We start from the raw sequence: 13,418 nt of genomic DNA, 5'->3' as shown, positions 1-13,418 counted from the left end.
ATAGTGTCGGGCGGCGTTGCGCCAGCCCGACCTGAACTCAGACGCCATAGCCCATCATTTTCAGCAGCCGCTGGGCATGCAACACGGCATCCTGACGGTGAGCAACCCCCAGCTTCTGATACAAATTACGGATATGCGTTTTAATGGTGGTCGCCGCTACGGCGAGCTCACCGGCGATCTGCTCATTACTATAGCCTGAGTAAATAAGCCCCAAAACCTGCCACTCTCGCTGGGTTAACGGACTGGTACGGATAAGTTCCGGCACTTCCGGATGGTTCAGTAAACGTTCAACGAAGTTCTCGTCAAAATGGGCGAACTTATGCCGGTGATGTTGGTTGATGTCGCGCAGAATACGCTGCGCGCGGTGCTGGTCCAGCTCCGGCAATGTGTTGAGTTGAATAAGCTGACGCAATTGCTGCGCCATCGCCTCGCCCTCTATGACAAAGTGGCTGATAAACCCGGTGCGGTTGGCAAGCTGCAGCGCCTCAAGTAGCACACGCTGTGCGTCGTTTTTGCGTCCGGACTGCCAGTACAGCTGATTCAGTAACAGCAGGTTGCGATTCAAATCACTCATCAGGCGCAGACTGCGGGCGTTCTCGTTAAGCTCTTCGAGGACCATTTCGGCTGGATCGAAATCACCGAGCAGAATTTGCGCTCTGGCGATATTACGCCACTGCCCTTGCAGGAAATGGTTATTAGCGAACTCCGGTTTAGGCGTCTGGCGAAGCCACTGTGCTGCGGATTTGCGATCCCCTGTCATGTTCCAGTAAATCACCCGAACCTTATCGGCGTTCGATACCCAATCGCTGTGATACTGACCGTTACCCAGCAAGTTTTCCAGACGATGCAAATGCGCGCGCGCGTTATCCAAATCGCCTCTTGCCAGCGAGTTTTGAATCACCAGCGCCAGACACTGTAACTGTTGCTGCGGCTGGAAGGAGGCGAGAACCTCCATCCCCTGGCGGGCGGCGGCCTCAGATTCGTCAAGGCGTGCCCAGGCCCAGAGCAACTGCGAACGAATGCGCAGTAAGAATTCGTGCATCGGCAGTTGTTCAAGATGCTGTTCGCGCACCAGGACAAACCCTTTTTCCTGGGTCTCCCAGGCGGCCTGCAGGAAGCCTTGCGCAAAAAGAATTTCGCTTTGCTGAATCAGGCTCCATAAGGCGTAGTGCCACACGTCGTGGCGGCGCGCCATCTGTTCGGTTTGCTGCATTAACGCCAGGGAGTTGGTGAGTTGCCCTTTGCAGTGCAGCACTTCGCCATGTACCGATGTGGCGACAATACGGCTGTAGTAATTGGCGAGCGGCAGTTCGTCGAGAGCGACCATGGCCAGACGTTCCGCTTCGACGGCGTCACCATCATTGATCGCGACCTGCGCGCGTAACGCGTTGAAATCACCATGCAGGGAGGCATCCATTCGGGTGGTCATCTCCTGCTCGGCACGGGCCAGCAAGGTATTCACTTCACTGTAGCGATGCTGGCTTTGCATCAGCCAGGCCTGTAGCAGAACCAGGCGAGGGTTTTCCAGCAGGCTTTCCCACGGCAGCGCTTTCAGCGATGCTTCCAGCAGGCTGAGTTCGCTGTGATTGAACAACCCCCAGGCGTGATGCAACAGAATATCCCGTAACATGATACCGTCGCCCGCGGCCAGTGCGTGATGAATGGCTTCGCTGGGGAAACCCTGCGCCATCCAGCTTTCTGCTGCCGAGCGATGAATTTCCGGTAGTTCAGTCGCCAGTTCCCACTGGCAGCGCTGGCGCAGGAAATTGCCGAACAGCGGGTGGTAGCTGAACCACTCGCCGGAGTCATCCATGCGCTGCAGGAATAGCCCCTGGCGCTCAATTTCTTCCAGCCGCATCTGACCATTTTCTTCGCCAGTGACACGGACAATCAGCGCATCGTTCATAGAGCGCAATAATGAGCTTTTCAGTAAGAACAGGCGCGTACTGGCATCCACATTATCCAGCACCTCATCCACAAGATAGTCGGACAGGTGGCTGGCGTTGATCCCCGCCAGACGGCGAGCGGATTGCTGCGCGGCGCTGTGATTCTGGCGTACGGAAAGGGCAATGAGTTGTAGCGCAGTGGCCCAGCCGGCAACGTCATCACACAGGCGGCTGCTCTCTGCCGCTTCGATGGGCGAGGTCAGGCGGCAATCGAAAAATTGCTTCGCTTCCTGATGATTAAAGGCCAGTTGATGGCTGCCGATCTCCAGCAGCTGTTCACGTACGCGCAGGTTGGCGATGCCTAACTGCGGTAAATTGCGCGACAGCACAATCAGCGTCAGGTTTTCTGGCTGATGGCGCAAGAAGAAGCGCATGGCTTCATGAATTACCGGGTTGGTGATGAGGTGGTAGTCATCAATCACCAGATAGAGCGCGCGTTGCCACTCTGCCAGTTCAATAAATAACTGGGCAAAGAGGGAGGAGAGGCTGGCGTACTGGCGTTTTTGCGCCATCACCTCACTGCTGACGCAATGCCCACCGGTGGCTTGCTGAATGGCCGCAATGAAATAGCTGGCAAAACGTTCCTGTTGGTTGTCGCCTTCATCCAGCGAAAACCAGCCGACGTCATTTTTACCGGAAGCCCATTGAGAAATGAGCGTTGTTTTTCCGTACCCTGCCGGGCTAGTGATCAGCGCAAGCCGAAAATTGTTCGCGCCGGAAAGTTTAGCCAGCAGACGCTCACGAACGACAGTATGGTCGAGGCGTACCGGGCGACTTAATTTAGACGGAATCAACATAGTTATCACTTCGCTGTGAGGACATAGGGGAAAAACGATTTTTTTTGCGCTTCGTAATTAATATAAATAAAGTCGGATAAATTCCGAATTATTGCAAGTTATGTCCGGATCTGACGATTGTGAATTTGCACTATGTCACATTTCTATTTGAGTTGTGAATAAAGAGACAGTACCTGTGGCGAAAGGGCATGCAGCCCGATTTGCAGTAAGGCGGTTCAAAATAAGGCGAAATAGTTTTGCATGTTTTGGGGGCTTTAGTGGAATATTTCCCAAAATAGCGATGTAATCGCACAAATAGGGAAGGTGCGAACAAGTTCCTGATATGAGATCATCATATTCATCCGGAGCGCATCCCAGAGGGACATCATGAGCCATCAACTCACCTTCGCCGATAGTGAATTCAGCACTAAGCGCCGTCAGACCCGAAAAGAGATTTTCCTCTCCCGCATGGAGCAGATTCTGCCATGGCAGAATATGACCGCTGTCATCGAGCCGTTTTATCCCAAGGCGGGCAATGGCCGACGGCCCTATCCGCTGGAGACCATGCTGCGTATTCACTGCATGCAGCATTGGTACAACCTGAGCGACGGTGCCATGGAAGATGCCCTGTACGAAATCGCCTCCATGCGCCTGTTTGCCCGATTATCCCTGGATAGCGCCCTGCCGGATCGCACCACCATCATGAATTTCCGCCACCTGCTCGAGCAGCATCAACTGGCCCGTCAATTGTTCAAGACCATCAATCGCTGGCTGGCCGAAGCAGGCGTCATGATGACCCAAGGCACTTTGGTGGATGCCACCATCATTGAGGCACCCAGCTCTACCAGGAACAAAGAGCAGCAACGCGATCCGGAGATGCATCAGACCAAGAAAGGCAATCAGTGGCACTTTGGCATGAAGGCCCACATTGGTGTCGATGCCAAGAGTGGCCTGACCCACAGCCTGGTCACCACCGCGGCCAACGAGCATGACCTCAATCAGCTGGGTAATCTGCTTCATGGAGAGGAGCAATTTGTCTCAGCCGATGCCGGCTACCAAGGAGCGCCACAGCGCGAGGAGCTGGCCGAGGTGGATGTGGACTGGCTGATCGCCGAGCGTCCCGGCAGGGTAAAAACCTTGAAGCAGCATCCGCGCAAGAACAAAACGGCCATCAACATCGAATACATGAAAGCCAGCATCCGTGCCAGGGTGGAGCACCCGTTTCGCATCATCAAGCGGCAGTTCGGCTTCGTGAAAGCCAGATACAAGGGCTGCTGAAAAACGATAACCAACTGGCGATGTTATTCACCCTGGCCAACCTGTTTCGGGTGGACCAAATGATACGTCAGTGGGAGAGATCTCAGTAAAAACCGGAAATAACGCCAGAAATGGTGGAAAAAATAGCCTAAATAGGCTGATTCGATGTGTTTGCGGGAAAAAAATCGGCCCAGATCCGCGAAATTTTAATCAGCGAGTCAGCTTGGGAAGAAATGACCTGCTTATTCGCACCTTCCCTAACCTCCCAGCAGGTCTTTAACAGACCTGCATAAAATTCCTTTTCATTCTGATGGGCCGGATAAACCGGCTCATATTTTTGCACATATAAATGGCCGCATTTTGCTGTCTTAAATTTTTCGATGATAGACAGGAGCGCATTAAAATATCAGGGTTATAGACTTTTTTGGATAGCAATGGGGGTCGCGTTGAATATTCAGACTAATTATATCGAGCTGCAAAATTGGCTCGAAAAGGCAAAAAGTATTTATTCCTCCGCAGGATGCCCGCACGAAAGAGTTGATGATGGCATTTTAAAAATTGCAATGCAGGTAGCGGCTATTAGAAAAACAAAACCAGATATGCTGCATGTATTCCTTCAGGAGTTAATTACTGAGTTCAAGGGTTATAAACTCATTCAGTGCCGATTCAATAAATCCAATTATGAGCATTTTGTTATGACCCCGGAAATTCAGATTCTGATCGGTGGTCTTATGGATAAAGCGTCAGAGGGAATAATGCTGGCTTCTATCTGCCACATGCTACAGGTAGATACGTTATCCGAACTTCTAAGCCTAATCCCAACGGGAATGCCAGACACCGATGTACTGGATGCGCTATGGCGTGATCAGAAGACGCCCGCAGGACTGAACCTGCTTGATGACTTCGTACTTCTGGATACCGTTGCGCTGGCTAATAAGCGGGGGATTGCTGCATGAATGTATCGGCGTTGATTAGTAGCCTCTATGTGACCGTTATCGCCGGGCAGGAGCTGGAAGCAAAAGCTCTGGAGCATCACGAACGCCGTACAGCTGGTCGATTTTGCCGAAAAACACTTTCTGTCCACGCGGTGAAGCGCAAGCCCGGGGTGGAATTTCTGGCGCGGCTGAAAGTCAATTACGCCCGCGCCAACCTGACAAACTGCGACCCCGGTACAGTAGCCGAGCTGAGGCTGGTGGGCCGCTCTGATGAAGCGAATGAGCTCTCTGAAGCAATTCTAAAGGCAATAGCATCCAGTTACCCGGAGTTGGTATCGGAATGCGCACGACAATTACAAAAACAAAAGCTATTCCAGAACCTCTGAGGCCACTTATGACTATGGCGGACATCTCGTTTACCGAAACAGGTGAGACAAAGCAAACAGCTGAATACAGCTTAAAAACCCCTCCGCAATCGATAGAAGCGGAACAGTCCGTGCTGGGCGGGTTAATGCTTGAAAACCAGAGATGGGATGATGTGGCAGAAATCGTTAGTGAGCAGGATTTTAGTTCTCGACCGCATCGCTCAATTTTCTCTGCAATGAGATCGCTCGTTGCGAATCAATTCCCGATTGATTTGATAACCCTCGCTGAGCACATCGAAAACGAGGGAGAAGGTAAGCTGGATAGTCTCGGCGGTTTCGCCTATCTGGCAGAACTGTCAAAAAATACGCCCAGTGCGGCAAATATAATTGCCTACGCGCAGATCGTCAGGGAACGTGCCGTAATCAGGGAAATGATAAAAGTTGCCAACGAAATAACCGAGGCCGGTTACAACCCGGAAGGTAGGACAAGTGACGAATTGCTTGATCTTGCAGAAAGCCGGATTTTCCAGATTGCAGAGCAAAGGGGAAATAAAAGCGGTGGGCCGGAAAATATCAGCAGCATTCTGGACAGAACCGTTACCAAGATTGAAGCCTTGTTCCAGCGTCCCCATGACGGGGTCACTGGAGTTGATACCGGCTACGTGGACGTGAACAAGAAGACAGCCGGTCTACAGCCCTCGGATTTGATTATTATCGCTGCCAGACCCTCAATGGGGAAAACTACGTTTGCAATGAACATCTGCGAGAATGTATCGCTGACAAACGATAAGCCCGTCATGATTTTCAGCCTGGAAATGCCTACGGAACAGCTCATGATGCGCTCACTGGCATCGCTATCACGCGTCAACCAGACCAGCATCCGAACCGGACAGCTCGATGACGAGGACTGGGCCCGGTTATCCGGCACAATGGGACTGCTGCTGGAAAAAAAGAACATTTACATTGATGACAGCTCTGGCCTAACACCTATGGACGTTCGCTCCCGGGCGCGTCGATTGTCCCGCGAACACGGTGGGCTTAGCCTCATTATGATCGACTACCTTCAGTTGATGCGTGTACCGTCGTTATCTGACAACAGAACTCTGGAAATTGCTGAAATCTCCCGATCTCTGAAAGCACTGGCAAAAGAGCTGAATGTACCGGTAATCGCTTTATCGCAACTAAACCGCTCGCTTGAACAACGTGCCGATAAACGTCCGGTAAACTCAGATTTGCGAGAGTCAGGCTCCATTGAGCAGGATGCTGACCTGATCATGTTTATTTACCGTGATGAGGTCTATCACGAAAATAGCGATATGAAAGGTATAGCCGAAATTATCATAGGTAAACAGCGCAACGGGCCTATAGGGACAGTACGTCTCACATTTAATGGTCAATGGTCTCGATTTGATAATTATGGTGGCCCTGAGTATCATGATGACGACTGACCATAAAAGCTACTGACCTTATCCTGATATTTAATTAAAGGTTTTCGACTGTTTAATTTCGCCAGCTGATTGGCCCGATAGATAATGGTTCTACGGACAGCAATCTTTTATATAGGTGTAAAATGAAAACGATACTCTCAGCTTTATTATTCGTTGTTTCATGGAATGCACTGGCACAGGATGAGGGAAATAGTGGTGATAAAAAGCAACAGGCAACGGCAACTATTCAAATTTCGATTACAATTTTACCCGAACCGGTAAAACCAAAGATCACCAAAGAACAGGTGAGTGATACGCTAACCGTCATTTCTTATGAATGGTAGCATCCAGACAACCAACGGTTAAGCCTGCTCCAGCAAAGAAAAGTATCTTTCTGAACATCACTTCGTCACCCGAATGCCTCGTGATTTAATAAGTAAACAAACCGGACAATATTCACGAGGTGTTTTATGACAAATGAAACTCAGAACAACGCATCCGCACCTGAAGAGTTAATCACGCGTATATCGCAGGTCATTAAACGCAAGGATGGATCTGAAGTGAAAATTACTGCTCAGGCTGCGTTCGGTGCAGGGTTAACTCGCTCTATCGATGTATATGTTCTTCGTCGGGATAATGCTGATTCAAACTGGCAAGGTTGCAGTAATCGACCAAAAGCAGGATGGCGGAATATGTCTGTAGATGAATATATCCGTGAAGGGCGCTCTGAAATGCTTAAGGCAGTTACGCCGGGAGAAATTCTAAAGCTCACAAATGCCATTGGCAAACCAATGAGTTGTCTTGATCAATTATTTCCATCCCCGATTACTAAATAAATCATTAAATAATACCGCTGGCCTTATTCGTCAGCTGGTACGCCCGTGTTTAAATAAATATACAAAACGAATAAATAAACAGGTGAACCATGCAACAGGTAATCGACTTTGGCACATCAGGTGATGCTGCCAACTTACTGATTTAGTGTATGATGGTGTTTTTGAGGTGCTCCAGTGGCTTCTGTTTCTATCAGCTGTCCCTCCTGTTCAGCTACTGACGGGGTGGTGCGTAACGGCAAAAGCACCGCCGGACATCAGCGCTATCTCTGCTCTCACTGCCGTAAAACATGGCAACTGCAGTTCACTTACACCGCTTCTCAACCCGGTACGCACCAGAAAATCATTGATATGGCCATGAATGGCGTTGGATGCCGGGCAACCGCCCGCATTATGGGCGTTGGCCTCAACACGATTTTACGTCACTTAAAAAACTCAGGCCGCAGTCGGTAACCTCGCGCATACAGCCGGGCAGTGACGTCATCGTCTGCGCGGAAATGGACGAACAGTGGGGATACGTCGGGGCTAAATCGCGCCAGCGCTGGCTGTTTTACGCGTATGACAGGCTCCGGAAGACGGTTTGCGCACGTATTCGGTGAACGCACTATGGCGACGCTGGGGCGTCTTATGAGCCTGCTGTCACCCTTTGACGTGGTGATATGGATGACGGATGGCTGGCCGCTGTATGAATCCCGCCTGAAGGGAAAGCTGCACGTAATCAGCAAGCGATATACGCAGCGAATTGAGCGGCATAACCTGAATCTGAGGCAGCACCTGGCACGGCTGGGACGGAAGTCGCTGTCGCTCACAAAATCGGTGGAGCTGCATGACAAAGTCATCGGGCATTATCTGAACATAAAACACTATCAATAAGTTGGAGTCATTACCCTTTTTTCAACTTCTGATGGATGCGAGTGATTGAACTCATACATTAATGTTTTCCCACGAAGTCTTTTTTCAGGTAAGCCTTCGCACATATCGGTAAATAGCTTGCCTGCTTTTATTTTTTCTGTCATCGACATGTTCATTTTTAACATTCCGTCCTGATAAGTTGGTCGGATAAGGCGCTCGCGCCGTATCCGACATTAATTTCTTAAGCGACTTCATTCACCTGGCGACGCAGCAGAGAAAGTGGGCCGGGGCCGCTAAGCGTGAACACGGAAATTAAGGTGAAGCCCAGCGCCACCAGACCCAGCACCAGGTAAGCGCCCTGGAAACCGATGCTTTCATACATATTGCCCGCCAGAATAGACATAAAAATCATCGCCAGTTGCTTAAAGAAGCAGAAACAGACCAGATAAATCGTCGCTGAAAAACGCACTTCAAACTGGCTGGTAATATATTTAAAGCAGCCCACCAGCAGGAACGGTACTTCAAACATATGCAGCGTTTTCAGAATAACCACTTCCAGTGCTGAGGTAGCGAACGATGAGCCAATAATACGTACTGACATAATAGTGCCAGCCAGCAGCAGGGCGTTTTTCCCACCGATGCGATTAATGATCAGTGGCGCAAAAAACATAATCGAGGCGTTAAGTAATTCGCCCATTGTCGTTACGGGTAATGACTCCAACTTATTGATAGTGTTTTATGTTCAGATAATGCCCGATGACTTTGTCATGCAGCTCCACCGATTTTGAGAACGACAGCGACTTCCGTCCCAGCCGTGCCAGGTGCTGCCTCAGATTCAGGTTATGCCGCTCAATTCGCTGCGTATATCGCTTGCTGATTACGTGCAGCTTTCCCTTCAGGCGGGATTCATACAGCGGCCAGCCATCCGTCATCCATATCACCACGTCAAAGGGTGACAGCAGGCTCATAAGACGCCCCAGCGTCGCCATAGTGCGTTCACCGAATACGTGCGCAACAACCGTCTTCCGGAGCCTGTCATACGCGTAAAACAGCCAGCGCTGGCGCGATTTAGCCCCGACGTATCCCCACTGTTCGTCCATTTCCGCGCAGACGATGACGTCACTGCCCGGCTGTATGCGCGAGGTTACCGACTGCGGCCTGAGTTTTTTAAGTGACGTAAAATCGTGTTGAGGCCAACGCCCATAATGCGGGCAGTTGCCCGGCATCCAACGCCATTCATGGCCATATCAATGATTTTCTGGTGCGTACCGGGTTGAGAAGCGGTGTAAGTGAACTGCAGTTGCCATGTTTTACGGCAGTGAGAGCAGAGATAGCGCTGATGTCCGGCAGTGCTTTTGCCGTTACGCACCACCCCGTCAGTAGCTGAACAGGAGGGACAGCTGATAGAAACAGAAGCCACTGGAGCACCTCAAAAACACCATCATACACTAAATCAGTAAGTTGGCAGCATCACCTTGGCTATATATATGGTTATATCATAGCGGCAATAGGTGACGACGAAGAGTTATGTAAAGCATCGGAAAATCGTCGATGGGATGTTGTCGCTGCCTATTATCGAAGTTTATTGGATTATTCAGCTGAAGCTTACTATGAGAAAACTGTAAACGCGATGGATAATTACCACTTCAAACAAGCAAGAAATGTAAGCGTAATGGATTATCACAAAAACAAAATCAATCCTGATGGCGATAATCATCATTTGCGTTTTCTAATGACCGAAATAATTGAAGATAGGGTTGAATAAATACACGTTTCGTCACATGAACGACCTATGGTTTACTGAATATAACGACAACGAACCATAGGCCAGAAAAAATGACACTTCAAAAAGCCAACGAAAAACGTATTGAAAACTTCCTAGCCAAACAAATTCGTCATAACGGTAAGATTTTATCAATGCGTGAATTTATGGATTCACTCATTGCTGACGGCTATAGCCCACGTGCAAAAGCGGAACAGAAAGTAGGACACCCCAGCAGCCGTCAAACCTTTCGCTGGAACAACGAGCAGCAAAGGGAGCACCAGATTAAGCGAGCTCTGGGGGGTACTGTTCTGAAATATTCAATGGTGTCATCTGACGGCTCATTTTATGACATTGAAAAAATTGCCTATGATTACGTCATTGAAAAAATGGGCGGGGTTAACGTTAAGCCGGAAACGATGTGTTTTGCGATTTTCAACAGCCCTTCATCATTGCGGGGCGGGAAGAGAGAGCGCTGTGTAGCTGTCTATAGCCGCACTGTGGCAACAGAGGAACAACGGGTCAGGAGCATGTTATCTACTGACTTCACGCATTATGATCTGGTCTGGTTCGGTGAAGCCACTTCCCAGAAGGAAGCGCTGGAACTAGCCGAGGGATAATATCAATTAGCCACCAAGGAAATAACCGGGGTGGCTTTTTTGTTTTAAACGATTAAAAATAAGCCAAATCACTTCGTCACAAGCATGTGGGTGGTAATATAGACATATAGGCAATCACATTCAACTGGAGGCTAATATGTCAGATTTAATTGCAGCAAGATATGATGAAGTATCAGCTTCCGAGTTTGAAGATGATATGGTTGTCATTGTCATTACCGATGAACAGAGTGAAGATATTGAGGTTATTTCAGACCTTGATGATCTTTTCGTTAATACTGAGGTTGTGGTTATTGATGGTGACGCTTTAGAAGTCGACTATGATAACGCTGGATATTTTTCATCAGAGAATAGCTATGAAGTTTCAGTAGACGATATGTTATTCGACAATACCGTTGGTGAGCAACTTATGGATTGTGGTTTTTTCGGCACTCAAAGCTAATAGATACTCGTTATTTATTATCGCGTCCCAATCGTCATGCAGGTGTGGTTATTTATTTACTGAAAAGCCATGTTTTAAATAACAGGCAACGATAATCTAACAGGAGCGGCTATGAAACTCGAAAACATTAACAAAGAGCAGCAGCTCTATGTTCTTAAATGTGGCTCTATTCTATCAAGCTACGGATTTGATCTCCTGCATACAAAAGCAACCGCCGTAGCTGACTGGATGGACGTTGAAGCACCAGTAGCTGCACTGGGTACAGAAGAACATTTTGAACAATGTGCAGAACTCATGCGGCGCGGGCAGGTATATGCTAACGCTTCCCGGAAATGCTGCCCCGGTAATCTTTCCCCCCAACTAATTGGGCTTGAAGGTTGTCGTGTTAGAGTCACTACCGATGACGGTGAGGAACGCTGTTTCTGGGTTGCAAAAACGACCGGATGGATGCCGGGTCACCTCGAAGTTCCACGCTCGAATACGGCTTATGGCCACCCTGCACAAGCGCATTACAAGTCAGTTCAGACTATTCGATAAGTCACCGGTGCTCCGATTTCGACATGATGCATACCAACCAGACTCACTACTGTTGTCATCGACAAGAATGACAACAGTAGTGAGTATCTATGGCTTATCCTCGGAAAACAGCCCATTATTCATGCCTCCCTCTTCCGGTATGGCATAGCTCACATGGCTTCAGATAAAAATCAAACCGATAAACTCGCCCGCGATATTAAAGACAAGGTTCTCGCCAGGCCTGCTGGCTCATCAGGAGAACCAGTGGAGTACCGGAGTGTCCATGAATTTATGACACTAACCCGCACGGGAACCCCTGCTGATGCCCGCCAGTTCCGGCTGGCTGTTAAAGCTAAGGGAATAGCTATCTGGCCTGATGATGACCCACGCGTAGGGCAGCAATTTGCACGTGACGGCATTCGCTGGGAAGTTCGTCTGAAGACCTTCCGGCCTGAGAGTCAGGATTCATTTGACGATGACCTGGATGAGAAAGTCTCACCAAAACGCTTTGGATATCGCCGGTACGGTGCGATGTCCCGTCCTGATCAGAAGAAATTCAGCGACAGGGTATACTTCAACTGCATGGAGCGGTGTGTCGTCACCGGTGTGAAGACAAAATGCAGGGGAGAAGCAGCACATCTGATTGAGCATCATAAAGCGGGCTCTGACCACTGGAGTAATGGCCTGTGGCTTCGGGCAGACATACATCGGTTATACGACAACGGCCTGTGTGTGATTAATCCCAGCACCCTGACAATCCATTTCCACCCCACTATCCTGGCTAAGGATGACGATCTCATCGCGTATGAAGCTCGGCCAATATTACCGACAAGAAAACCTGTAAACCCTGCCTGGTTAAAATCCCGGTGGGATGAACTTACCTGGCCGAAGTAAGCATCGTGTCTGACAACGGTAGTGAGGCCTAATCATTACCGTTGTCGTAGCAAACGGGCTTCAATGCTTGGCTCATTATCGTTGTCACCAGTCTGGTCAGCTCATAACTATTGCCATCGGCACTGAGATGCCGTCCTGCGCATCGAACTCACATCCATTGTCACTCGATTTTTGAATCTGCCGGGAGTGTAACCAGTGACAATGGTAATGATCACCTTCACATAATTAACGAACCGTTACTACTGGTAAGAGGGTGCATGGTCGACAACGGTAATGACAATTAAGGAAAGTACCTTTCTGTAATGACAACGGTAGTGACTTAATGGTTAACCCTTGTCTGGTTACCGGCAATCAAGTACAGGAACTATGACAATGGTAGTGAGTCATTACCATTGTTATGGCTCATCATACTATCCCTATATACAGCAAGTAGACGGCGTTGCTCACTACCATCGTCATTGGTTGCATGGGTAGCAGAATGTTAGATGACAACAGTAGTGATTCTGGTGCTTCACCATCCGCCTGGTGACAACGGTAATGAGTGATCGAGATCACTATCGTTGTCGCAGCGTTCGGTATGGCTACAACCGGCAAGTTGTGCCTCGACAATGGTTGTGATCCCGCACTCACTTGATTCGTCATCGCCGGAACGACCCCACTGAAATGTACTTGGAAACGATGACAATGGTAGAGACTTGAAAAAATCACATCCATTGTCATTGACCAATCAGGTTAGCTACGACAGCGGTTGGACTCATTTCCATTGTCACCGACAGGCCATGTATTCATACAACGA

Annotated in this window: 13 protein-coding genes and 3 pseudogenes; 12 read left to right on the top strand and 4 right to left on the bottom strand. The window is 49.2% G+C overall.

The window, feature by feature from the left end:
- Positions 1-37: 37 nt before the first annotated feature.
- The gene (gene malT / locus E6P06_RS01140; RefSeq protein WP_106672542.1) at positions 38-2,743 is read right to left on the bottom strand and encodes an HTH-type transcriptional regulator MalT; all 2,706 of its coding nucleotides are present in this window, start codon (positions 2,741-2,743) and stop codon (positions 38-40) included.
- Positions 2,744-3,109: 366 nt separating this feature from the next.
- Between malT and E6P06_RS01135 the strand changes: the two genes are divergently transcribed.
- From E6P06_RS01135 to E6P06_RS01105, 8 genes and pseudogenes are all read left to right on the top strand, one after another.
- A protein-coding gene (locus E6P06_RS01135; protein WP_016156491.1) for an IS5-like element ISKpn26 family transposase occupies positions 3,110-4,089 on the top strand; the annotation gives its coding sequence in 2 pieces (ribosomal slippage) (positions 3,110-3,989 and positions 3,989-4,089; 981 coding nt in all).
- Positions 4,071-4,259, top strand: coding sequence for a hypothetical protein (locus tag E6P06_RS28160; protein ID WP_317811428.1), 189 nt, complete (start codon positions 4,071-4,073; stop codon positions 4,257-4,259). Before E6P06_RS01135 ends, E6P06_RS28160 begins: the two co-directional genes overlap by 19 nt.
- A gap of 166 nt (positions 4,260-4,425) precedes the next feature.
- Positions 4,426-4,935 (top strand): hypothetical protein, encoded by a 510-nt coding sequence (locus tag E6P06_RS01130; RefSeq protein WP_223307977.1) that lies wholly within the window; start codon positions 4,426-4,428, stop codon positions 4,933-4,935.
- Positions 4,932-5,300 carry a hypothetical protein gene (locus E6P06_RS01125; RefSeq protein WP_007372320.1) on the top strand — a complete coding sequence of 123 codons (369 nt, stop codon included), beginning with the start codon at positions 4,932-4,934 and terminating at the stop codon, positions 5,298-5,300. The genes E6P06_RS01130 and E6P06_RS01125 overlap by 4 nt, the downstream gene beginning before the upstream one ends.
- A 14-nt stretch (positions 5,301-5,314) precedes the next feature.
- Positions 5,315-6,727, top strand: coding sequence for a replicative DNA helicase (gene dnaB / locus E6P06_RS01120; protein ID WP_007372321.1), 1,413 nt, complete (start codon positions 5,315-5,317; stop codon positions 6,725-6,727).
- Positions 6,728-6,849: 122 nt separating this feature from the next.
- Positions 6,850-7,050 carry a hypothetical protein gene (locus tag E6P06_RS01115; protein ID WP_007372322.1) on the top strand — a complete coding sequence of 67 codons (201 nt, stop codon included), beginning with the start codon at positions 6,850-6,852 and terminating at the stop codon, positions 7,048-7,050.
- A gap of 126 nt (positions 7,051-7,176) precedes the next feature.
- Complete coding sequence (locus E6P06_RS01110) at positions 7,177-7,542, top strand: hypothetical protein (RefSeq protein ID WP_008786579.1); 366 nt, start codon at positions 7,177-7,179, stop codon at positions 7,540-7,542.
- A gap of 174 nt (positions 7,543-7,716) precedes the next feature.
- Positions 7,717-8,412: pseudogene (locus E6P06_RS01105) on the top strand (IS1 family transposase).
- 14 nt (positions 8,413-8,426) lie between these two features.
- Here E6P06_RS01105 and E6P06_RS01100 read toward each other — a convergent pair.
- From E6P06_RS01100 to E6P06_RS01090, 3 genes and pseudogenes are all read right to left on the bottom strand, one after another.
- Positions 8,427-8,567, bottom strand: a pseudogene (locus E6P06_RS01100) (maltose acetyltransferase domain-containing protein); the annotation flags it as partial.
- 65 nt (positions 8,568-8,632) lie between these two features.
- Positions 8,633-9,097: pseudogene (gene lacY / locus E6P06_RS01095) on the bottom strand (lactose permease); the annotation flags it as partial.
- 16 nt (positions 9,098-9,113) lie between these two features.
- Positions 9,114-9,811 (bottom strand): IS1-like element IS1A family transposase gene (locus tag E6P06_RS01090; RefSeq protein WP_103215986.1). Its coding sequence is split into 2 segments (ribosomal slippage): positions 9,114-9,562 and positions 9,562-9,811, totalling 699 coding nucleotides; the frame shifts between segments, so codons are not numbered across the junction.
- Positions 9,812-10,227: 416 nt separating this feature from the next.
- On the opposite strand from E6P06_RS01090, the gene E6P06_RS01080 reads away from it, so the two are divergent.
- From E6P06_RS01080 to E6P06_RS01065, 4 genes are all read left to right on the top strand, one after another.
- A complete protein-coding gene (locus tag E6P06_RS01080; RefSeq protein ID WP_007372335.1) occupies positions 10,228-10,773 on the top strand; it encodes a hypothetical protein in 546 nt (181 codons plus the stop codon).
- A 136-nt stretch (positions 10,774-10,909) separates the two neighbouring features.
- The gene (locus tag E6P06_RS01075) at positions 10,910-11,212 is read left to right on the top strand and encodes a hypothetical protein (RefSeq protein ID WP_007372336.1); all 303 of its coding nucleotides are present in this window, start codon (positions 10,910-10,912) and stop codon (positions 11,210-11,212) included.
- 111 nt (positions 11,213-11,323) lie between these two features.
- Positions 11,324-11,749, top strand: a complete 426-nt coding sequence (locus E6P06_RS01070) for a hypothetical protein (RefSeq protein ID WP_016241550.1) — start codon at positions 11,324-11,326, stop codon at positions 11,747-11,749.
- A gap of 153 nt (positions 11,750-11,902) precedes the next feature.
- Positions 11,903-12,622: an HNH endonuclease signature motif containing protein gene (locus E6P06_RS01065; RefSeq protein WP_007372337.1), complete on the top strand. Its 720-nt coding sequence runs from the start codon at positions 11,903-11,905 to the stop codon at positions 12,620-12,622.
- The last annotated feature ends 796 nt before the right edge of the window (positions 12,623-13,418 follow it).

The sequence above is a fragment of the Citrobacter sp. CF971 genome (assembly GCF_006385635.1).
Lineage (GTDB): Bacteria > Pseudomonadota > Gammaproteobacteria > Enterobacterales > Enterobacteriaceae > Citrobacter > Citrobacter freundii.
This window is presented reverse-complemented; position numbering and strand designations above follow the sequence as displayed.

Coding starts and splice junctions, on each gene's coding strand:
- E6P06_RS01065 (WP_007372337.1), top strand. CDS start 11,903: ATGGCTTCAGATAAAAATCAAACCGATAAACTCGCCCGCGATATTAAA.
- E6P06_RS01125 (WP_007372320.1), top strand. CDS start 4,932: ATGAATGTATCGGCGTTGATTAGTAGCCTCTATGTGACCGTTATCGCC.
- E6P06_RS01110 (WP_008786579.1), top strand. CDS start 7,177: ATGACAAATGAAACTCAGAACAACGCATCCGCACCTGAAGAGTTAATC.
- E6P06_RS01115 (WP_007372322.1), top strand. CDS start 6,850: ATGAAAACGATACTCTCAGCTTTATTATTCGTTGTTTCATGGAATGCA.
- E6P06_RS01070 (WP_016241550.1), top strand. CDS start 11,324: ATGAAACTCGAAAACATTAACAAAGAGCAGCAGCTCTATGTTCTTAAA.
- dnaB (WP_007372321.1), top strand. CDS start 5,315: ATGGCGGACATCTCGTTTACCGAAACAGGTGAGACAAAGCAAACAGCT.
- E6P06_RS01075 (WP_007372336.1), top strand. CDS start 10,910: ATGTCAGATTTAATTGCAGCAAGATATGATGAAGTATCAGCTTCCGAG.
- E6P06_RS01080 (WP_007372335.1), top strand. CDS start 10,228: ATGACACTTCAAAAAGCCAACGAAAAACGTATTGAAAACTTCCTAGCC.
- malT (WP_106672542.1), bottom strand. CDS start 2,743: ATGTTGATTCCGTCTAAATTAAGTCGCCCGGTACGCCTCGACCATACT.